At 59.8% G+C, this 21,127-nt stretch carries 21 protein-coding genes; 11 read left to right on the top strand and 10 right to left on the bottom strand.

Annotated elements, in window-relative coordinates; translation table 11 throughout:
- Nucleotides 1-3: 3 nt before the first annotated feature.
- Entirely contained in the window at nt 4-381 is a 378-nt protein-coding gene (gcvH, locus tag HW450_RS11670) for a glycine cleavage system protein GcvH (RefSeq protein WP_182385780.1), read from the top strand.
- A 746-nt stretch (nt 382-1,127) separates the two neighbouring features.
- Here gcvH and HW450_RS11665 read toward each other — a convergent pair.
- Nucleotides 1,128-1,856 (bottom strand): AIM24 family protein, encoded by a 729-nt coding sequence (locus HW450_RS11665; protein WP_182385779.1) that lies wholly within the window; start codon nt 1,854-1,856, stop codon nt 1,128-1,130.
- A 41-nt stretch (nt 1,857-1,897) separates the two neighbouring features.
- On the bottom strand, nt 1,898-2,758 hold the full coding sequence (locus HW450_RS11660) for an EamA family transporter (protein WP_182385778.1): 861 nt from the start codon (nt 2,756-2,758) through the stop codon (nt 1,898-1,900).
- A 93-nt stretch (nt 2,759-2,851) separates the two neighbouring features.
- Between HW450_RS11660 and HW450_RS11655 the strand changes: the two genes are divergently transcribed.
- From HW450_RS11655 to lipA, 3 genes are read left to right on the top strand one after another with little or no spacing between them, the layout of a single operon-like run.
- Nucleotides 2,852-3,325 carry a MarR family winged helix-turn-helix transcriptional regulator gene (locus HW450_RS11655; RefSeq protein ID WP_220463899.1) on the top strand — a complete coding sequence of 158 codons (474 nt, stop codon included), beginning with the start codon at nt 2,852-2,854 and terminating at the stop codon, nt 3,323-3,325.
- An 11-nt stretch (nt 3,326-3,336) separates the two neighbouring features.
- Entirely contained in the window at nt 3,337-4,095 is a 759-nt protein-coding gene (gene lipB, locus HW450_RS11650) for a lipoyl(octanoyl) transferase LipB (protein ID WP_182385776.1), read from the top strand.
- A gap of 10 nt (nt 4,096-4,105) precedes the next feature.
- Nucleotides 4,106-5,149 carry a lipoyl synthase gene (gene lipA, locus HW450_RS11645; protein ID WP_232843263.1) on the top strand — a complete coding sequence of 348 codons (1,044 nt, stop codon included), beginning with the start codon at nt 4,106-4,108 and terminating at the stop codon, nt 5,147-5,149.
- A 193-nt stretch (nt 5,150-5,342) separates the two neighbouring features.
- Here lipA and HW450_RS11640 read toward each other — a convergent pair whose 3' ends face one another.
- The 3 genes from HW450_RS11640 to HW450_RS11630 are packed head-to-tail and all read right to left on the bottom strand — an operon-like array spanning nt 5,343 to nt 7,840.
- Complete coding sequence (locus tag HW450_RS11640; protein ID WP_182385775.1) at nt 5,343-6,047, bottom strand: AAA family ATPase; 705 nt, start codon at nt 6,045-6,047, stop codon at nt 5,343-5,345.
- A complete protein-coding gene (locus HW450_RS11635) occupies nt 6,047-6,679 on the bottom strand; it encodes an AAA family ATPase (RefSeq protein ID WP_182385774.1) in 633 nt (210 codons plus the stop codon). The genes HW450_RS11640 and HW450_RS11635 overlap by 1 nt, the downstream gene beginning before the upstream one ends.
- Before the next feature lie 9 nt (nt 6,680-6,688).
- Nucleotides 6,689-7,840, bottom strand: a complete 1,152-nt coding sequence (locus tag HW450_RS11630; protein WP_182385773.1) for an RtcB family protein — start codon at nt 7,838-7,840, stop codon at nt 6,689-6,691.
- Nucleotides 7,841-8,668: 828 nt separating this feature from the next.
- Here HW450_RS11630 and HW450_RS11625 point away from each other — a divergent pair.
- Together HW450_RS11625 and HW450_RS11620 are read left to right on the top strand one after the other, a co-directional pair.
- Nucleotides 8,669-9,448 (top strand): DUF4191 domain-containing protein, encoded by a 780-nt coding sequence (locus HW450_RS11625; protein ID WP_182385772.1) that lies wholly within the window; start codon nt 8,669-8,671, stop codon nt 9,446-9,448.
- A gap of 4 nt (nt 9,449-9,452) precedes the next feature.
- Entirely contained in the window at nt 9,453-11,069 is a 1,617-nt protein-coding gene (locus HW450_RS11620; RefSeq protein ID WP_182385771.1) for an aspartate:alanine exchanger family transporter, read from the top strand.
- Nucleotides 11,070-11,144: 75 nt separating this feature from the next.
- Here HW450_RS11620 and HW450_RS11615 read toward each other — a convergent pair whose 3' ends face one another.
- Nucleotides 11,145-11,615 carry an RDD family protein gene (locus HW450_RS11615; RefSeq protein WP_182385770.1) on the bottom strand — a complete coding sequence of 157 codons (471 nt, stop codon included), beginning with the start codon at nt 11,613-11,615 and terminating at the stop codon, nt 11,145-11,147.
- Between the two features lie 200 nt (nt 11,616-11,815).
- Here HW450_RS11615 and glnA point away from each other — a divergent pair, with 200 nt between their 5' ends.
- Nucleotides 11,816-13,249, top strand: a complete 1,434-nt coding sequence (gene glnA, locus HW450_RS11610) for a type I glutamate--ammonia ligase (protein ID WP_182385769.1) — start codon at nt 11,816-11,818, stop codon at nt 13,247-13,249.
- Between the two features lie 309 nt (nt 13,250-13,558).
- Nucleotides 13,559-13,987 (top strand): hypothetical protein, encoded by a 429-nt coding sequence (locus tag HW450_RS11605; protein WP_182385768.1) that lies wholly within the window; start codon nt 13,559-13,561, stop codon nt 13,985-13,987.
- Between the two features lie 50 nt (nt 13,988-14,037).
- On the opposite strand, the gene HW450_RS11600 is transcribed toward HW450_RS11605, so the two are convergent.
- The gene (locus HW450_RS11600; RefSeq protein ID WP_232843262.1) at nt 14,038-14,667 is read right to left on the bottom strand and encodes a cation transporter; all 630 of its coding nucleotides are present in this window, start codon (nt 14,665-14,667) and stop codon (nt 14,038-14,040) included.
- A gap of 24 nt (nt 14,668-14,691) precedes the next feature.
- On the opposite strand from HW450_RS11600, the gene HW450_RS11595 reads away from it, so the two are divergent.
- Genes HW450_RS11595 through HW450_RS11585 form a run of 3 tightly spaced genes read left to right on the top strand, consistent with a single transcriptional unit; the run spans nt 14,692 to nt 17,312 of the window.
- The gene (locus HW450_RS11595; RefSeq protein WP_182385766.1) at nt 14,692-15,387 is read left to right on the top strand and encodes a hypothetical protein; all 696 of its coding nucleotides are present in this window, start codon (nt 14,692-14,694) and stop codon (nt 15,385-15,387) included.
- Between the two features lie 6 nt (nt 15,388-15,393).
- Nucleotides 15,394-16,083: a sortase family protein gene (locus HW450_RS11590; protein WP_182385765.1), complete on the top strand. Its 690-nt coding sequence runs from the start codon at nt 15,394-15,396 to the stop codon at nt 16,081-16,083.
- On the top strand, nt 16,080-17,312 hold the full coding sequence (locus tag HW450_RS11585) for an MFS transporter (RefSeq protein WP_182385764.1): 1,233 nt from the start codon (nt 16,080-16,082) through the stop codon (nt 17,310-17,312). Before HW450_RS11590 ends, HW450_RS11585 begins: the two co-directional genes overlap by 4 nt.
- 1 nt (nt 17,313) lies before the next feature.
- On the opposite strand, the gene HW450_RS11580 is transcribed toward HW450_RS11585, so the two are convergent.
- The 3 genes from HW450_RS11580 to HW450_RS11570 all read right to left on the bottom strand — a co-directional run bounded on the left by HW450_RS11580 (nt 17,314) and on the right by HW450_RS11570 (nt 21,126).
- Nucleotides 17,314-17,613 (bottom strand): hypothetical protein, encoded by a 300-nt coding sequence (locus HW450_RS11580; protein WP_182385763.1) that lies wholly within the window; start codon nt 17,611-17,613, stop codon nt 17,314-17,316.
- Nucleotides 17,614-17,750: 137 nt separating this feature from the next.
- Nucleotides 17,751-18,029, bottom strand: a complete 279-nt coding sequence (locus HW450_RS11575) for a hypothetical protein (protein ID WP_182385762.1) — start codon at nt 18,027-18,029, stop codon at nt 17,751-17,753.
- 10 nt (nt 18,030-18,039) lie between these two features.
- Nucleotides 18,040-21,126, bottom strand: coding sequence for a bifunctional [glutamine synthetase] adenylyltransferase/[glutamine synthetase]-adenylyl-L-tyrosine phosphorylase (locus HW450_RS11570; protein ID WP_182385761.1), 3,087 nt, complete (start codon nt 21,124-21,126; stop codon nt 18,040-18,042).
- Nucleotide 21,127: the final 1 nt, after the last annotated feature.

The raw sequence follows: 21,127 nt of genomic DNA, 5'->3' as shown, positions 1-21,127 counted from the left end.
ACTATGTCTTTGCCTGAAAACTTCTCTTACTCGGCAGACCACGAGTGGATTGACTCCGCTGAGGTGGGCGCCACCGCCAAGGTTGGCATCACTGATTTTGCTGCCAATGCCCTGGGCGAGATCGTCTACGTTGACCTGCCAGCCGTCGGTGACACCGTCGAAATCGGCGAGTCTGCTGGTGAGGTGGAATCCACCAAGTCGGTGTCTGACATTTTCTCCCCGGTCACCGGTACTGTGACCGCCGTGAACGAGGAGCTGGCTGACGCGCCGGAGACCATCAACTCCGATCCTTTCGACGCTGGCTGGCTCTTCGAGGTCCAGATCACCGAGGTTGGTCCGCTGATGACGGCTGCGGAATACGCCGAGAAGAACGGCCTCTAGTTTATTTCCGCGTAATTTTGCTCGGTTGTCTCCACGGAATTGTTGTGGAGACAACCGAGCTTTTTCGTTCTTAATAAAAATTTTTGTCAAATTTGCTACATGCCAAAAAACTACATATATCCTAGTGATGAGAGCACAATCACAAACAAGTTAGGATTGTGTTTTCAGTCCATTTAGTAACCATGACAGGAGAATCTCACGCGAGCCTCAAAGCTAATGGCATTTGCAGCATGTATGCCATTAATCTTCTTTACCGGCACTGCCACGGCCACCCCAGTTAAAGCCGTAGCGTGTTAGGGAAATCAATGTCTCGAATCTCTTTGGAGCAACACCTCACTGCGCTACTTATCGCAATAATCTTGGCTTTCCCTGTGAAAAGCCTTGGCGATGACATGCCATGGTGGCTCGTCATAGTCTCATTTATTATCTACTTTGCTGCAGGAGAGTTCATTTTCTTCATGCGCGAAAGAAACAGAAATGATTCTGAGGCCACTGCATCTACGGAAGTAAAATCCAGACAAGACCGAACTATCCTCCTGTGGAGCGCTGTTGCAGCGACAGTTCTAGTAGTCACAATGATACTGTTTAAGCTAGTTTAGGGCCTTGGCTTCGCCCTGTTACCCACCTAGAAGGCTTGTGCCGAGCCAGTCAGCAGCTCGAAACAAGCCTTCTAGCAGTACTTCATTAACTACGAAATCGGCGCCATCTTCTCAGACTTAGCATCGTCGCTTTCTACTCCGGCCGTTTTATTCGAACAAGCTCCCCAGCATTTTTCCGGACGTGGTTCCGGCGTCTGTGGCGAGCTTGTTCCATTTCTCCCCTTCGGATGGCTGGATGACCACGATGCCGTGACCGCCAAAGGCGAGTTGGAAAGCTTCACCAGTTCCGCCGTGGATCATGGAGCGCAGGCCCCCGGAGAAGTCGGTTTTCACCTGCATAGTGACGCCACCGGTCCATAGGACGGCCGCTTGTGGGTCGGCGAAGGTGGGGGCTTCGGATACGTTCAAGGCCATCGGTTCACCTTCGGTGGTGATGGCCACGAAGCCGGTGCCATGCAAGGAAACGTTGAATAGGCCTCCGGTCATCACTGCGCCACCCTTTACTCGGTGGACGTCCCAATTAATGGTGGAGGAAAACGCGAGGACGTTATTGCCGTTGACGGACACTGTGTCATTGTCCAAGGAGAAGATTTGTACTTCCTGTGCCAGATCAGCGAGGAACACCTGACCGGTACCGGAGATCTCCATCATTTCCACGCCTTCACCAGTGACGTGTTTTTTAAACATTTTTCCGAGGATGCCAGAACCCTTGTTTTGAAAGCGAACATCGCCTTGATAGGAGACCATCGATCCGACTTTGGCCTGAATGGGGCCTTGGGACAGGTTGAGCTTGAGCAACTTCCGGTTCTGCTGCACGAATTGGTCAGTGGATTGGTTTTCTTCGAATTTTTGAAACAGTTCGCCATAGATTGCCATGTTTTCTCCCATCGCTGATCATGGCCAAGTGTAGAGAAAACCTACTGTTGTGTCCTCTTTCTCATCAGTGCTGGGAGCAGCTGGGTTGCGGCCAACGACGCTACCACGAGAGCCCCTCCGGCCCATTGCAAGGCGCTCAGACGTTCGTGCACGAAAATGACGGCGATGAGGGTGGCGCACAGTGGGGTGATAGGAGCGAGAAGAGCCACCCGCACGGCGTCGAGCCGTGCCAGGGCGCTGAACCAGATGATGTAGGCGATGAGTGCGCCGAAGATCGACAGATACGCATAGCCAGCAATGTTTACCCAGGTGAGACGCTCAGGCAACCCTTCCCAGGCAAGAAACGGCACGGGGAATAACCCACCGAGGGTCAGCTGCCAGCTGGTCACCGCGATTTGTGGTACGTCATCAGGGCGTCCCCAGCGTTTCGCAAGCACGGTACCTGCTCCGATGCAGGCACTTGCTCCCAAGCCAGCAACAACCCCAAGAGGTGAGAGTGCGACGGGCCCGGTGAGGGTCAGTCCTGCGACACCAAGGACGGCGACAAGTCCCGCCCCGATCTGGATCCTGGTGACCCGAACTCCCAACAAAAACGGAGCAAGAATCATGACCACCAATGGTGAGGTGTTGGTGAGCACGGCGGCGACGCCGTTGGGGAGTTGGTAGGCGGCGAGAAATAGCAGCCCAAAGAACCCTGTGAAGTTCGCTAGTGCGAGGATCGAGGATTTCCACCACCACTGCCCTTTGGGGAGTGTCCGTACGATCAGCAGCAGCACTAAACCGGCGGGCAGTGCGCGCAAGATTGCGGCAAGTATCGGGCGGTCTGGTGGAAGGAATTGTGCGGTGACCACGTAGGTTGTGGACCAAATCACTGGCACTACCGACGCCTTGAGAAACTCCATCAATTCACCTTCGCTGTTTGGGTTAACAGGTCTCCCCTACGCTAAAGTGGAAAACACTTCGATGTCAAACAGTTTGGATTTTGGGAGCCAGCCATGGCAATTAACGTGGAAAAACTCTTAGCTCAGTGGCACAGTACGCGGCCGGAGATAGACGCCTCGCCCATGCGACTTACTGCATACACAGCGCAGTTCGCACATCACGCACGCCAGCTTATCGACGCCAACCTGGCCCATCATGGCCTCCACCAATGGCAATTCGATGTCCTGGCTACCCTTCGGCGCGCCAACACCCCGCTCACCGCCAAGGAGCTCGCTGAGCAGGTACTCATTTCTGCGTCTGCGCTGACTAACCGGTTGGATAAGTTGACGGCCGAAGGCCTCATTTCCCGCACCGTCAACCCCAACAGTCGGCGAGAAAGCCTCATTGAGCTCACCGACGAGGGCCGCCAGCTCATCGAGGCTATCCTCCCCAGCCACCTTGGCACCTGCCGCACCGTCGCCGAGCGACTTTCGCCAGACGAAGCCGATCAACTATGCGGTCTCCTTAAGAAGGCACTTGGCGAGTAGGATACAAAAGCATGACAGCTCCTCGCCCACCGTTCACCGCCCCCGATATCTCTATTCGCGCTAGTGACGGACCACTTGACGTCGTCAAGCTTGGCGTGCGCGACTACGAAGAGATGTGGCACGCTCAAGCGGACATCGCGGAACAGCGGGCCGCCGACACCGTGCCCGATCAACTGCTCATGCTGGAACACCCCAGCGTCTACACCGCCGGCAAGCGCACTCAGCCGGAAGACCGCCCAACCAACGGGCTACCAGTGATCGATGTGGACCGCGGTGGCCGAATCACCTGGCATGGCCCAGGCCAGCTGGTGTGCTACCCGATCGTGAAGCTGCGCGACCCTGTTGACGTGGTGGATTACGTCAGGCGCGTTGAGGAAGCCCTGATCCAGGTGGTGCGCCAGCTCGGAGTCCACAACGCCGGGCGTATCGACGGCCGATCCGGGGTGTGGGTCCCCGCCTCCAACGGGCGTGCGGACCGAAAAATCGCCGCCATCGGAATCCGCATCACCAGAGGCGTCGCCATGCACGGCCTCGCACTGAACTGCAACAACACGCTGGAGCACTACCACCACATCGTCCCTTGTGGCATCAGCGACGCCGGGGTCACCACCCTCAGTGAGGAGCTCAGCCGGGACGTCACCGTCGCAGAGTGCATCGCCCCCCTTGCCACCGCGCTTACCGACGCCTTGAACGGCAAACTCACCGTCGCTGACCATACTTTTGGTAGCGCTCCCGACCCGTGCAAGGGGTTAGGCAGCCGAAAGGTGTAGGGTGGCCTACGTGACTGTTGCACCCGATGGAAGAAAGATGCTCCGCGTCGAGGCTCGCAATGCTGAGACTCCGATCGAGAGCAAGCCACGCTGGATCCGCACCTCCGTCAAAACCGGGCCGGAATACCAGGACATGAAGCAGCGCGTCTCGGGCGCTTCCTTGCACACCGTGTGCCAGGAAGCAGGCTGCCCGAACATCCACGAATGTTGGGAGTCCCGTGAGGCCACGTTCCTCATCGGCGGCGACCAGTGCACGAGACGCTGCGATTTCTGTCAAATCCACACCGGAAAACCGGAACCACTGGACCGCGACGAACCACGCCGCGTGGCAGAATCGGTGAAGGAAATGGGACTCAACTACGCCACCATCACCGGCGTCACCCGCGATGACCTTCCTGACCAAGGCGCCTGGCTCTATGCCGAGGTGGTGCGCCAAATTCATGCACTCAACCCACACACCGGTGTGGAAAACCTCGTACCAGACTTCTCCGGCAAGCCTGACCTGCTGCAGGAAGTTTTCGAGGCCCGCCCAGAAGTCTTCGCGCATAACGTGGAAACCGTGCCCCGCATCTTCAAGCGCATCCGCCCAGCGTTCCGCTATGAGCGCTCCCTCGACGTGATTCGCCAAGCCCGTGACTTCGGTCTGGTCACTAAATCCAACCTGATCCTCGGCATGGGTGAAACTGTCGACGAGGTCCGGGAAGCACTCCGCGAGCTTCACGACGCAGGCTGCGACATCATCACCATCACCCAATACCTGCGCCCAGGCATCAAGTTCCACCCCATCGACCGCTGGGTCCGCCCAGAGGAATTCGTGGAACACTCCCAATACGCGAAGGAGCTCGGCTTCTCCGGCGTTATGTCTGGACCGTTGGTTCGCTCCTCCTACCGCGCAGGCCGACTCTACGCCCAGACCATCAAGGCCCGAGGCGAGGAACTACCAGAAAACCTCAAGCACCTGGAAGAAACCTCCGAAGGATCCACCGCCCAGGAAGCACAGTCCTTGCTGGACAAGTACGGCGCTTCAGAGGAAACCCCAGTAGCAACCAGATAACGCGCGGGATTTGGCAAACAGATAACGCGTGGAATTTAGCGTACGGATGAGACGAATCATGCGCGAAAAATCCCATCGGTACGCTCGATTTCGACCCCGCCTCAGCGACCAGATAACGCGCGGGATTTAGCGTACGGATGGGACGAATCATGCGCGAAAAATCCCATCGGTACGCTAGATTTCGGCCCCGCTCTTACTCCCCATTCACCAGGTACTGCGCGGTCCCGTGCGGATCAGCGAGAAACTCTCGGTAGGCTTGGACGAGTTCACACTCATCGTAGGGAACAAACCCCAGACCGTTTTCCGTGATCTCCAGAATCCGAGCGCCTGGAATCCCCAGCAGAATCGGCGAATGCGTCGCAATGATGAATTGAGCTCCTTGATCTGCGAGCTTTTCAATCTTCCCTGCTAGTTCGACGCTGGTGTCAAAGCTCAACCCGGACTCCGGCTCATCCATCAGAAACAACCCGTTGCCGTGGAAGCGGTGGCGCACCAGCTCCATCGTCGCCTCACCATGGGAGTTGGGGTGCATGAAGGGTTGCCGACCGTCGTTGATCGTGTCTAGGTAGGTGTACGCGCGGTACATAGACTCCGCACGCACAAAGTACCCATCACGCGGGTTCCTAGGCCGCGTCACCGCCAGATATTTATGCAGCTCAGATACCGCGTCGAGGCCGGAGAAGTTCATATTTCGGGAGCCGCCCTCTGGGCTGAAACCGAGCGAGACGGCGATAGCTTCCAGCAGCGTCGACTTCCCGGAACCGTTTTCGCCCACGATGAAGGTGATGGGCGTCGTGAAGCGCAGTGCCCCGTGCTCGCGCAACGCCGCGACCACCGGGAGGTCATCAACGTAGGTGCCCGAGGTGAACTCCGGGACGGAAACGCTGGAAACAAACATCACACCCCCAGGTAGCTGGCGTAATTGCGGTAGAGCGGATGGTCATCGAAGGTCATCCGCTGAAAGCCCGCGGGTGTGATGTGGATGATGTCTGCGCCCGGAATCCCCAAGATGATGGGCGAGTGCGTCGCGATGATGAACTGCCCACCACCTGTGGCGATGCGGTGAATGTAGCCGAGCAACGCCATCTGGTGGATGGGGCTCAGCCCCGCCTCGGGCTCGTCCAGAATGTACAGCCACTTGTGGAAGAAGTTGTCCTCCACCACGTCCATGATGGACTCGCCGTGGGAACGAATCCGCGACTGGGGAGAGACATTGTAGTGCGTTTCCGCGCGCAGGAAATAGCCTCCCAGGATGGTTTCCGAACCGACCACCACTAAGCCTTTATGCAGCTCAGAAGTGGTCCATTCGGTGGTCAGGAACTCGAACTGGCGACCGCCCTCCGCATTGAAACCCAGCTTGCAGGCCAGAGCCTCGATGAGGGTGGATTTACCCGACCCATTATCGCCGGTGAAGATCGTCACTGGGCTGCGCAGCCACAGCCGCTGCTTAGCCAGGCACCTGGTGACGGGCAAGCCACAGGCATACCCGCGCACCGGCGCAGTCCTGGCAGCAATGCGATCGACAAACATAAAACCAGTCTAGGTGCCCTTGACGTTCAGCACCTGCCGCAGCTTGTGGCGGACCCTCACCAGCGAAGCTGCATCGACGATCACCTGATCAATGTCCTTGTAGGCATCCGGGATCTCGTCAATGAACTCCTCACCTGGACGGTGCACGATGTCACCCATCCGCGCCTCAAGGTCGGCTGCGGTGAAGGCGGCACGCGCCTGGGTACGCGACAGCACCCGGCCCGCACCGTGTGGCGCAGAGCGCAGCGCCTCCGGGTTTCCCAGGCCCTCGACCACGTACGATGCCGTGCCCATCGAACCGGGAATCAGTGCGGACACGCCCTCGTCTGCCCGGATCGCGCCCTTACGGGTCAGCCACACCCGCTTGCCATAGTGTTCTTCCTGCACGGTGTAATTGTGGTGGCAGTTGATCCGTTCGACTTCCTCAAAGTCGCCGGCGAACTCGCGGAGCGCGAAGGCGAACCGGTCCATCATCTCCTCGCGGTTGAGGTACGCGAAGCGCTGCGCCCAGTTCAGATCCCGCAGGTAAGAGTCGAACTCTGGGGTTCCCTCGCTAAGGTAGGCCAGGTTCGGATCCACCACGGTTCGACGCCGAGTTCGCATGTCTGCCTTCGCCGCCCGAATGTGCTTCTGCGCGATTTTGTTGCCCACTCCCCGGGACCCGGAGTGCAGGAACATCCACACCCGATCCAGCTCATCAAGGCACAGCTCGATGAAGTGGTTACCGCCGCCCAGGGATCCGAGCTGCACCTTCCACTTCGGTGAGTGCTCCAGGTTCACCCCACCCTCGGCAGCGAGATCCTCCAGCTCACGCACCCGATTCTTCGTGGCGGTGAAGCGGACCTTCGAATTGTAGTTACCTGGGGAGAGCGGGATGATGGCCTCCAGGGCGTCGCGAAGCTGCGTCAGGTCGCCCTTCAGGTCGTCCTTCACCAGCGACGTCCGCACGCCGATCATGCCGCAGCCAATATCCACGCCGACTGCCGCCGGGATCACCGCACCGATCGTGCCGAACACCGTACCGATACTGGAGCCCATGCCCACGTGCGCATCAGGCATCAGCGCCACGTGCGGATAAATGAACGGCAGCTCGGCGGTGATCTGTGCCTGCCGCAGCGCCTCATCCTCCACGATCGAAGCAAAGTTGATCACTTTGCACATCAGGATTCCTTCCAAAATAGGTCAGCGCAGGCTTATCGACGCCACAAGCCGTCACCCTAGAAACCCAAAAAGTGCCGCCTGCAACATCGACAGGCAGCACTGAGAATGAAAAATTCGTAGACTACATGCACCTGTCAGGTCGCGTAAATTCGCGCTGCAGGTGTAGCTTCAAGGTAACGATGTAACTCACGTCGTCCCTTTCCTTCCATGAATAGTCCGCTTAGTGACGCTAGCTGGTTTGCGGCCGAAGCGCAAGGGGTTGGTTTTGCGAGGCGGTGTGCTTGGCCCGAAAAGCAGCTGGGTGAAACCCAATATGTTGAGGATTTCGGGTCGTTTACGCGTTGTCCCCGACATTACCCTCCCGAAGTTCGGGCTGGTGGGGGCATTTTTGGGGCAACCTCGGGGCCGTAATGTCGGGGTCGCGGCACCGGTCCACCAATGTCGGGATCAAAAGGGCCGCCATGATGGCCCATTAACCACTTCATCCACAACGTTCACAAGCCGGGTTGAGGGGCTGCGGGGAAATCCGTTGTCCCCGACATTACCCTCCCGAAGTTCGGGCTGGTGGAGGCATTTTTGGGGCAACCTCGGGGGCGTAATGTCGGGGTCGGGGCACCGGTCCACCAATGTCGGGATCAAAGGGGCCGCCACACACTCTCAATACATCTGCTTTTCACGCCATAGGGCACTAATTCGCTCGCAGTCTCTCGACCTGCCGGGTTTCACCTTGCTGCTTTTAGGCGCGCCCGGCCGCGAGTACGAACCAAAACTCAACCTACGCGTGCCCGCAATATAGAAATTCAGGCGCGGTGGCCTAAAGTAGGTGTCATGGCAGATCCAAAGAAGGCTGAACTCAAGGCCGCCGAGAAGGAAGCGAAGGCCGCTAAGCGGGCCCAACGTAAGCAGAACTACGCCCAGATGTGGCAGGCGTTCCAGATGCAGCGCAAGAACGATAAGGCTCTTGTGCCGCTTATGTTGCTGTCGATCCTCGGTGTGGGCCTGGTGTTCTTCGGCATCGGGTTGCTTTTCAAGGCGCAGTGGTTCATGCTCCCGATCGGCTTGGCACTCGGGTTTATGCTCGCCATGTTCGTGTTTACACGTCGCGTGGAAAATTCCGTGTATGACCAGGCCAAGGACCAGCCGGGTGCTGCTGGTTGGGCGCTGGAGAATCTGAAGTCCGGCGTGGGCATGGTGTGGCGCGCCAAGACTGCTGTGGCTGCCAATACCCACATGGACGCTGTGCACCGTGTTATCGGCAATCCAGGCATTGTCCTGGTGGGCGAAGGCGAAATGCACCGCGTGAAGCCGATGATGGCGCAGGCTAAACGACGCCTCAACCGAGTATCCGGTGGCGTTCCTATCTATGAGATGTACGCTGGTGAAGGAGAGGGGCAAGTTCCGCTGCGTAACCTGCAGAAGGAACTGATGAAGCTTCCACGTAATTACAAGAAGGACGAAGTGTACGCCCTGGCCCAGCGCATTGAAGCCATGGATAGTGTGGGCAATGCGTCCGGCCAGCCCGGTTTGCCCAAGGGACCACTCCCGAAGGGAGCTAAGGTCTCTGGTATGAACCGACGTGCCCGCCGTCAGGCTGAACGAGGAAAATAAAAAAGTGCAGTTCTTTGTTGAGAACCAGCTACTAGCCCTAGTCGTCATCATGGCGCTAGGGCTTTTGCTTGGTCGGATCCAGATCGGATCCTTCAAATTAGGTGTCGCCGCCGTGCTCTTTGTGGGACTCGGATTCGCCACCATAGAACCCGCAGTGACGCTGCCGCCGATGGTGTACATCATCGGGCTCGCTCTCTTCGTCTACACGATCGGCCTGGAAGCGGGACCGGACTTCTTCCATTCGCTCCGCACCACGGGCCTGAAATACAACCTGTTTGCCGTGGTCATCATTGTTGCAACCACGGCTCTGGCTTATGGCGTCGTGAAGCTTGGCGGGCTTAACGCGGCGACCGGCACAGGCATGTTCACCGGCGCGCTGACCAACACCCCAGCGATGGCGGCGGCGAAGGAATCCCTGCCCCTGCTGTTCCAAGGATCTGAGCTGGCTGCGATGTCGGACCTGCCGGTGGTGGCGTATTCGCTGGCGTACCCGCTGGGTGTGCTGGTGGGCATCATCATGATCGGCGTGCTGGGCAAGCTGTTCCGGGTGGATCACGATGCCGAGGCGGTCGCGGCCGGCGTGGCGATGCAGGAGCTGATCACGCAGCGGATTCGGGTGGATAAACCCGGACTGCCAGCGATCACGAACATTCCCTACATTCTGGAGCTGGAAGTGATCGTCTCCCGCCGCGAACGTGATGGCGACCTGCACGTTCCCGACCTGGGAGATCGCGCCCGCGTTGGCGACATCCTCAGCGTGGTGGGCACCCCGGAGGAGATCGAGCGCGCCATCGAGGCAATTGGCACCCCGCTACCAGGCGAACCGACGCACGACGACGGCCTCGACTACCGACGCATCTTCGTCTCCAACCCGGATGTCGTGGGCATCCCTTTAAGCAAACTCCGCCCCAAGATGTCCGACATGCTCATCACCCGCATCCGTCGCGGTGACGATGACATGGTCGCCACCCCAGACATGACGCTCCTGCTCGGTGACCGCGTCCGAGTAGTCACCTCCGCCGCAAAGATGGATCGCGCCACCAAGTTCTTCGGTGACTCCTACAAACTTGTCTCAGACATTAACCTGATCCCGCTGCTCATGGGCCTGACGATCGGCGTGCTCGTCGGCATGATCGCAGTACCACTCCCCGGCGGAATGACCCTGAAACTCGGCAACGCGGGCGGCCCACTGCTGGTCGCATTGATCCTCGGCGCACTCGGACGCACCGGCCCGTTCGTCTGGCAAACGCCCTACTCCGCCCTGAAAATCCTGCAGACCCTGGGGCTCACGCTATTCCTCGCCGGTATTGGCACCACCGCGGGCGCAGGCTTTTCGACGGCGCTGTCAGACCCGACTTCGCTGACCATCATCGGATTGGGCGCAATCCTCACCCTGTTCATGTGCCTCTTCACCCTCGTTGTGGGGCACCTGGTACTCCGGCTGCCGTTCGGCATCGTGTCGGGAATTTTCTCCGGAGTGCAAACGCACCCAGCGATCCTGGGATACTCGAGCGACCAAGCCCGCAACGAACTCCCAGCGATCGGCTACACCACGGTCTACCCGCTAGCCATGGTGCTCAAAATCATCATGGCGCAGATCTTGCTTTTCGCTTTAGTGTAGGAGCGCCGGATTTAGCGTACGGATGGGACGTTTTCAGCAAATTTCGTCCCATCCGTACGCTCGATTTCGATCCCGCTACCCTAGGATTACCGCGGTGCCAGTCGCGCGATCGTGCAGCCCGCGACCGTCGGAGTCCACCAGGATCGGGGGCAGCAAGAATACGGTGAGGGCGATGCGCACCAGGGCGCGCCAGAGTCCGACGCGTTCCTCGGCGTCCACGCGCGCCACCCCCATGCGAAGCATCGCCTGCCCCGGGGTGCGAGCAAACAAGACGACACCGACCACGGAGAGCACACAGAAAATGATCAGCGTTAGGGTCGGCACACCACCCAGCGCATCGGTGGAATTACGAATGATCACGGCGATGAACATGGCAAAGAACCAGTCCAGAGTGATGCCACCGCATCGCCTCAGCACAGATGCCAGTGCTCCAGGACCTGATTCGGGGAGGCCGAGTTTTTCGCCGGGCCACTTTCCGGGGCCAAGGTCGTCGTAATCACCGGGGATGGAAGGGCCTTCAATCCAGCTGCGCTTGGGTTCTGACATACCTAGCAATGTATCCGTGAACGAAATGCCAGCGCAATTTAGCGTAAGCGGTAGTGAACTTTGTACACTGATACACATGCACCAGTGAATAAAAGCTGTGCTGTAGCTAGCTGTACCGATAGAGTTCACCTAGCTCGACAATTAACAGCCCGGCCCGACGAGCTACTCCCCTGTCGGGCCACACCCGCGAGGAGCACCACGTGGCATTTGAGAACGTCGCAGATGTAGTGAAGTACATCAAGGACGAAAACATCGAATTTTTGGACATCCGTTTCACCGATGTCCCGGGCACGGAACACCACCTGTCCATCCCGGCTTCGATGTTCGATGAGGAAGCTGCTGAGAACGGCCTCGCATTTGATGGATCGTCTATCCGTGGTTTCACCACCATTGAAGAATCCGACATGAACTTGTTGCCGGACGTGAAGACCGCAATGCTGGATCCGTTCCGCAGCGCGAAGACTCTGAACATGAAGTTCTTCGTGCACGACCCCTTCACCCGCGAGCCTTTCTCCCGCGACCCACGCAACGTCGCCCGCAAAGCCGAGGAATACCTCGCCTCTACCGGTATCGCCGACACCTGTTTCTTCGGCGCGGAAGCCGAGTTCTACCTCTTCGACTCCGTCCGCTTCCACGCCGACGTTAACGCTTCCTTCTACGAAGTAGATTCCGACGAGGGCTGGTGGAACCGCGGCGAAGAATACAACCTGGACGGTTCCCGGAACACCGGCTACAAGAACCGCACCAAGAAGGGCTACTTCCCTAACGCCCCTTACGACGGCGCAGTGGAGATCCGCGATGAAATGGCCCGCCACCTGAAGAACGCCGGGTTTGAGATCGAGCGGTTCCACCACGAGTGCGGCCAGGGCCAGCAGGAAATCAACTACAAGTTCAACACCCTGCTGCACGCGGCTGATGATCTGCAGACATTCAAGTACATCATCAAGCAAACCGCTAAGGCCAACGGGAAGACCGCAACCTTTATGCCAAAGCCGCTGGCTGGCGACGCGGGCTCCGGTATGCACGCTCACCAGTCTTTGTGGAAGGACGGCAAGCCGCTGTTTCACAACGAGAACGGCTATGCAGGCCTGTCCGACATGGCCCGCTACTACATCGGCGGTATCTTGCACCACGCAGGTGCAGTGCTCGCATTCTCCAATGCGACCCTGAACTCCTACCACCGACTGGTTCCGGGTTTCGAGGCACCAATCAACCTGGTGTACTCGCAACGTAACCGCTCCGCCGCGGTCCGCATCCCAATCACTGGCTCCAACCCGAAGGCAAAGCGCATCGAGTTCCGCGCACCGGACCCATCCGGCAACCCTTACTTCGGCTTCGCAGCCATGATGATGGCCGGCCTCGACGGCATTAAGAACCGCATCGAGCCACACGCCCCAGTGGACAAGGACCTCTACGAGCTCCCGCCAGAGGAAGCTGCCTCCATCCCGACAGCCCCAACCTCCCTGGAAGCATCCCTCGAGGCCCTGGCTGCCGACCACGAGTTCCTCACCGAAGGCGATGTGTTCACCGATGACCTCATCCAGACGTACATCAAGTACAAGTACGACAACGAGATCATCCCGAACCGCACCCGCCCAACTCCACAAGAGTTTGAGCTTTACTTCGACTGCTAGTTTCTAGGAGCATCCCCGAGCCTTTTGGCTCGGGGATTATTCTTCGACGAGAGCTTAGCCCAGCCATAAAACCCGGGAAGCGTTTCCCGGGTTTCGGCAACTTTCCCTACTTCACACTTGCTATTTCCACGTTTTTCTCCCGAGACCCGGGGAATGCTTCCCGGGTTTTAGAAGAAACCCCCAGAACAACCAGCACCCCCACCCACCCTAAAAATCACAACTTCACCACAAACAACAATTTCCCCACGCGCCAGCAGAAAGGAGCAGCTATAACTAATTTGATGTTGCCAATTACCTAGAAAGGGAACCATGTCTCTTCGTCACAGCACTCGCATTGCCCTGGCAGCCTTCACCGCAGCTGCTCTCACTCTCACGGCGTGCGGTAAGGAAGATGATTCCAAGCCTGCTGAAGATACCAGCACCCCTACCACCAGCGCATCGAAGCCTGCGACGAGCACGGCACAACCAACCCCAGAAAAATCGGATGAAAAGAAGCCGGAGAACAAGCCTGGCAGCTCACAAAATAATCCTGGCCAGCAAGCACCAGCTCCAGCCCCTGCTCCTGCTCCTGCTCCTGCGCCAGCCGCACCAGCGCAACAGGATCAGGCGCCAACTTCGAAGGCTCCTGAGGGCGAGATCGACAAGAAGCCCGGTGTTCCTTCCGTAGAGGCGGACCCGACGAAAAAAACCGGAACAACCGAAAGAAACAGAACAACCAAAGGAGCCAGAGAAGCCTAAGGAACCAGAAAAGCCAAAGGTAGAGGGCGATAAGGAGAAGTAGTCGCCAGTTAGGGGCAGCTGCAGCTTTCCTCTAGTTCGCCTTCCCAGGCTTCCTTGGCTTCGCCGAGCGCGAAGCAGGCGATGACAAAGGAGGCGAGGGCGTCGAATCCGCCCCAGCCGGTGAGTTCGAGGAGGGCTATCCCGATGAGGGCGGCGGCCGTCATCATGAGGCAGATTTTGGTCTCACCGGCGTCGGAAAGGATGAGCTGGTCGCCACCCAGCGCCTTACCGACGCGCACCTTCGCCCACCACAGCACCGGCATTACCACGGCAGACGCGATCAGGACGGCGATGCCGAGCCAGGAGCGCTCGGGAGTTTCCCCAGAGATAATCCCGGCAAAACCTTCCACCACGAGGTACACCGCGAGCACAACAAAGCTCACGGCTACTGCGCGCAGGGTGATGAGCTCTTTGCGCTCCCCCACCCCTTCGGGCTCGCCACGTAGCCGGCCGGCCAGGCGCAGGGCCACCAGGATTGCGACGAGCGACTCAATAAACGAGTCCAGCCCGAATCCAATCATGACCTCCAGCCCGGCAGACCTTCCCGACCATACGGAGAGCCCACCTTCCGCAACGTTGTAGCAGATGGTGAAAAGTGCCAGGCCGAGGGCGGTGCGCGTTAGTTGTCTGGTCTCCACACCATTGCAGTTTAGACTGGGCTCATGACTTCGCAGCAGTTGGATACCCTCGTCGCACAGTTGGGGCCAGAATACGTGCAGGTCCATGGCACAGACATCTGGGCCTTTCGCCACGATGGCATGGTGTCGCTCTGTACCGTGGACCTGCCTCAGAATTATCGGTTGGATGTGTATGAGCCTGACCTGGTGGCCGGGGTGGCGCTGCTCAACGTGGTGCTCGGCCGCACGGAATCCCCGTGGCTTCCGGGCCGGGTATGGATCAATGACGTACCGCTCCTGGAGGGCACACGAATTCAAGCGCTCGTCATCGGCCAGGGCGACTGGGCGCCGGTCTACCCGCTCACTGTCCCGGAAGCGGAGCTGGTGGCCAGGGAAACCCTCGCTGCCATCACTATCATGCACGGAAGAAATCCACGTGCGTTCTGCGATCTGTTCCGCGCCAATGCCTTCCCAGAGGTTAGCGACACGCAGCTGGAGGCCATCACCGTCGCCACTTCACTGCTCGCCCGCACCGCGCCACTGCGATCGCTCCACACCACCGAGGACGGCACTATCCGAGCGCTCACGGACGAAGAACCCGCAGGATACGAGGACTTCGAACCCCACCCAGCACTCGAGTTGCTGCCCCAGATCCACGGGTCAAGGTTGTTCTTTCATCAAACACAACCTGGGGAAACACTGCGCTATGGACACCAAGGCTGGGAATATTCGGTAACGTAGCCAGCTATGAGACGAATCACTGCTGCCGCACTCATCCTGATTACCACCGCCACCCTTGCATCCTGTGGCAAGAAGGAAGAAGAGACTGCGCCAGCGCCACAGCCGTCGATAAGCGAAACGCCAACGCCCACCCCCACCCCCACCGTGAACGTGGGGCCACCGCCCGCAGCCACTGGCTCATTCACCATGGACGGCCCCGCTGCCGTGACGGGCGCGACCTACGACTCCATGCCTTACGTCCTGCCGCTCAACCCCGCAGGCCCACAGGACACCATGGTGCGTTGGGTAGAAGGCTGGGGTGTGGACCCCAGCAAGCCGGAAGCCGGCACCATGTATGTGCTCGGGCATGCCTGGGGGCAGCAGAAGCTCGTCTTCAACTCGATCTCTGAGGTTGTCACGGCGGCTGTGGACCTCAATAAGCCAGCCGAACAGGTCCCTGCGGTATCGGGCGGCACGGTCGGCCGATACTCCAGCGACAAGTTGAACGGCTCGCGCATCACCATGACTGACAGCGCCGGCAACAACCGCCAGTGGATCGTAGATAATGCGTGGCTGGTCGACAAATACGACGCCATCGAAGATAAAGAGCTCGTCGACGAACATGATCCGGGGCGCATGATCCTCATCGCCTGCTCAGTATCCGGCGCGCAAGACTTGGGATACAACGTGATCGTCTCCGCCCGACTCGCCAAATGAACGTCGATCCCCGAACACAATTAACCCGGCGCGCCCTGGTGGTGTGGACCGCTGCGGTGTTGGTGTACGTCATGGCGATTACCGGCCGGACGTCCCTGGGGGTCGCGGGTGTGGAGGCTACCGAGCACTTCCACATTGACGCCTCTCAGCTGGCGGTGTTCACCTCCGTGCAGGTGGGGGTGTACGCATTGGTGCAGATCCCGACGGGCATGTTGATCGACAGATTTGGAGCGCGCCGGTTACTGTTTGCAGGCGCGTTGGTGATGGCGGTCGGCCAGTTGATGTTGGGGCTGACGGCGTCGTATGCGGTGGCGATTGTCGCGCGTGTGCTGATCGGTGCGGGCGATGCGACAGCGTTTCTGTCCGTCATGCGGATTTTGCCGTTCTGGTTCCCACTGAAGCATACTCCGCTATTTACCCAGCTCAGCGCCGCGATCGGTCAGGCTGGCCAGTTCCTGTCGGCGGTGCCGTTCCTTGCGTTGCTGGGGGCGCGAGGCTGGCAGACTGCGTTTATTTCGCTGGGCGCGGTGGGCATGTTGGTGGCGATTGCTGCCAGCATCCTGATCTCTGATGCGCCTGCGGAGCGCCGGAAACAGCAGAGCGGTTCGTTGCGCGATGTGCTGCGTCTGCCGGTGTGCTGGATGGGGTTTTTCAACCACTTCACCATGCTCATGCCGCTCATTGTGTTTAATCTGCTTTGGGGTATGCCGACGATGACGCAAGGCATGGGGCTGTCTGCTTCGACCGCGGCGTCGGTGCTGGTTATTAACACGGTGTGTACGGTGTTGGCCGGTCCGCTGCACGGAATTGTGTCGGCACGCGCGGGACGACGCCGAGAGCTGTTTTCCCTGTCCTACTCCGTGATTCTGTTTTGTGCCACAGCGGTGTTTTTCTGGCCATCGCAGCCCCGGGGTTTCGTCGCTATTGCCCTGTTGGCTGGGTTGCTGGGATTGCTCGGCCCGGCGTCGAACTACGGTTTTGATTCGGTGCGGGAGAACTTGCCTCATTCCGTGGTGACAACGGGTACGGGGCTGGCGAACATGGGTGGTTTCCTGGCTGCCATGGTTGCGGCGCAGGGTATCGGCACGGTGCTGGCGCAAGTCTCTGATGGTCACTGGTCCTGGAGCGCGTTCCAAGTGGCGTGGATCTCGATGTTCGTGGTGTGGGGCCTGGGAATCGTAGGATTAGCAGCCACCCGAGTGTGGTTCAACCGTGGGAGGGCCCGCTAACCTATCGCGCTACGGTGACCAGTGCTGGTTCCAGTCCCATTTCAGCCAGCCCCTGGGGTGCGAGCGTTCCTGCGTCAAAGTCCTCCAGAATCTCTTCCTTGTCGGCTAGGGTAAGTTCTCCTGCTTCGACTGCTCTGTCTATGCGAACGACCAATTCCTGGCGGATCTCCGTCAGATGTTCCGCATAGGTTGCCTCTTCTTCGTCGCTACGCATCGAGTGCTCGATCGCTGCGCCTTCCCGGCCAACGGTAGCGGCTATTCCTGCTAGTCCTGCGAGGGGCACCAAGGCAACGATAGCCACGGCAACGAGTGTGCCAGAGGGGCGGTGGAATCGTTTTCGTGCTGGATACATCGATATCCATTCCACGCCACTTAGTTGTTCAAAGGCCAACAATAACCTTCGAGCTGGCTCCGAAAAGCCTTCCGGTTTGCCAGCAACTATGGTTTGCGTGGCGGGTTCTTAGTGATGAAAGAATCCAGCACGCCGCGCACTGCTTCCTCGCCGAGGACCTGACGCACCGTGTCGCGCAGCGGATCCACCGGGGACACATGTTGCGGAGCAGGGCGGGTGACGACGCCCACGTCGATGGTGAGCTGGTCATCGGTGACCCGGATGGCGGTCTCCGGATCAACACCGGCTGCTTGGGCGGCGTTCACCAGGGCTGCTAACTCGGCCAGGGTTGCTGTGGATAGGTCCAGTGACATTGAGATTCCCATGCGCCCCACCCTAGTCCAATCCGCTGATGGACGCTGGTTCTCCCCAGAACACCTCGTCTACCACGGATCGGGCCCGTCGGGTGACTTTGAGGTAGTGGTCGAGGAATTCCTGCGATTGGTGCCTGCCCCACCCAGCAGCACCCGCCACCGCGGCCAGGTGTGGCCCGGACGGCGGGATTTCATCGGTACGTCGGCCACGGATCAGCACCAATGCGTTGCGGGCCTTGGTCGCTGTGAGCCATGCAGAGCGCAGGGTGTCTACTTTCCAGGGCTCCAGCACGCCTTGTGCGCCAAGGACATCGAGTGCCTCCAATGTGGATGGGGTCCGCAGTCCTGGTACCTCGTGCGAGTGCTGCATGGTGAGTAGTTGCACGGTCCACTCAATGTCTGTGAGGGCGCCGCGCCCAAGTTTGGTGTGCATGTTCTTGTCGGCGCCGCGAGGGAGCCGCTCGTTGTCCACGCGGGCTTTCATGCGGCGCACTTCCTGCACGGTTTTGCGGGATGCTCCTTCCGCTGGGTACCGAAAGCGATCAATCATCGCGATGAATGCTTTACCGAGTTGTTCGTCCCCGGCAATGAAATCAGCGCGCAGCAGGGCCTGGATCTCCCACGTCTCGCCCCAGCGTTCGTAATACTGCTCGTAGGATTCCATGGTGCGAACCACTGCCCCAGACCGGCCCTCCGGTCGCAGCCCCAAGTCCACTTCCAATGCTGGATCTTGCGATGGTTTGGATAGCCTGCTGCGGACGCGATCGCAGACGCCAATTGCCCATTTGATCGCGTCGTTTTCCTCAGCCCCTGCGTGCGGCTGGCAGACGAACATGACATCAGCGTCCGACCCGAAGCCTAACTCTTGGCCGCCCAGGCGGCCCATGCCGATCACCGCGATCCTGGCGGGTGGTTCCTGCCTTTCCGGTGTCGACGCCGCGATCTCTGCCTTGAACGCAGCATCGAGCACTGCGTCCCATACCCGGGACAAGCTGACGCACACGTCCTTCACATTCATCAGGCCTAGAAGGTCGGCGGCCGCGATGCGGGTCAACTCCACGCGCCGGAGGCTGCGCGCTACCTTCACCGCTTTGTCGGGGTCGGGGTGGCGCGATGCCGCCGCGACCAACGATGTGGACACCGTGTCGGGGTCGGTTTGTAGCAGCATCGGACCGTTCGCGCCGTCACGCAGCAGTTTTACGGCGTCGGGCGTGGAGATCAACAGATCAGAGATGTACGGCGACGTGCCCAAGATATGCATGAGTCGCTGCCCCACGATCCCCTCGTCGCGCAGCATCCGCAGGAACCACTGCTTGTCCAGGGCGGCGTCGGAAAGCTTGCGGTAGTTCAGCAGGCCAGCATCGGGGTCGGGTGAATCGGCCAGCCAGCCCATGAGCGTAGGCAGGAGCATGGCTTGGATCTTCGCTTTGCGGGACTTCCCGGACGCCAGCGCGATCAGATGCTCGTAGGCACGGTCCGGGAAGTGGTAGTTCAGGGCGGCCAGCTGGCGTTTTGCCGCCTCTGGGGAGAGCCGCAGCGTATCGACGGACAACGCTGCCACAGATTCCAGCAGCGGACGGTAAAACAGCTTGGAATGAAGCCCCGAGATGTCCATGCGCACGCGCCGGAATTCGTCGGCCAGGATCTCGCCACTGCGACGCGCCCCGGTTCCCACGGTGCCCGTCGTACGGGCAAGCCAGCGCAGATTCGCCGAGTCCTCTTCGGGAGGCATGGTGTGGGTGCGCTTGAGTTTCTGCAGCTGCAGGCGGTGTTCCAACAGCCTAAGGTATTCGTAGTCCTGGATCAGGACGCGCCCGTCTTCCCGGCCCACATATCCCGCCGCAACGAGAGCTTCTAGAGCGTTGATCGTGGACTTGGCGCGCAGGTTCTCGTCGCTACGCCCATGCACCAGCTGCAAGAGCTGCACCGCGAACTCTACGTCGCGCAGCCCACCAATGCCCAGCTTCAGTTCGCGCTCCCGCAGCCCCTGCGGAACGTTGTCAATCACGCGTCGGCGCATCGCCTGCACGTCCGCCACGAAACTCTCCCGCTCAGACGCTACCCACACCATCGGGTCCAACGCCGCCACGTATTCCTCTGCCAACGGCAGGTAGCCCGTCATCGGGCGAGCCTTGAGCAGCGCCTGGAATTCCCACGTGTGCGCCCAGCGCTTGTAATACGTGACGTGAGATTCCAAGGTGCGTACCAGCGCTCCTGCTTTGCCCTCCGGCCGCAACGCAGCATCTACTTCGAAGAAACACTTGGAGCCGATGCGCATCATTTCGCCCGCGATCTTGGTGGCCTTCGCATCAGCGGGCTCCGCGATGAAAATGACGTCGACATCCGAGATGTAGTTCAGCTCCCGGGCACCACATTTGCCCATGGCCATCACGGCGAGCTGCCCCGGCGCGTCCTCGCCACAAGCAGAGCCACACACAGCCCCCACCGCCACCGCGAGGGCCGCGGTCAGGGCCGCGTCGGCGAGATCTGCGAGCAGCCCAGAGACCACAGTAAATGGAACTTCGGGCTGGCCGGGGCGTCGCGAGTTTGAAGGATACGTGCCCGCCACATCGTGTGCCGCGATCCGCATCAGCAAAGTGCGGTAGGTGGTACGCAGCCGTCGCTCGGCCTCCGCCACCTTCATGTGGGACACGTAGGTGCCCGGGGTTTCCAGGGAGTCGGCGGCGGTGTCCCCCTCCAACCCGGCAGGGGTTGCTTCCACGCAGCTGAGCATCTCCCGCATGAGATCACCCGGGGTGGGCAGCTCCTCCCCTAGCAGGGGCCACACCTGCGGATTCGCCACGATGTGGTCCCCTAGTGCAGAGGAGGAGCCCAGCAGTGCGAAGAAGCGGACCCGAAAGGCGAGATTTTCGCGCAGGAGGGCGTCGAAAAGCTGCCACTGCCCGCTTTCTTGCAGGGCGCTGTGGAGCCGTACGCAGTTGTTGAGCGCCAGGTCACCGTCACCCGCGCCGGAGAGCGCCCAGAGCACGTCGAGGGAATCCCGGTTGTACCAGCCAAGCAGCTCCAGATCTGCGATCGCGGTGCGCGAATGCAGACTTAGGGCGCCGGGCGTGGGCAGACTAGAACGGGATGAGCGGGGGCTGGACATG

It is taken from the genome of Corynebacterium hindlerae (assembly GCF_014117265.1).
GTDB classification, from domain to species: Bacteria; Actinomycetota; Actinomycetes; order Mycobacteriales; family Mycobacteriaceae; genus Corynebacterium; species Corynebacterium hindlerae.
Note: the sequence above shows the minus strand (reverse complement) of the source record. Positions and strands in the feature narration are given on the sequence as shown.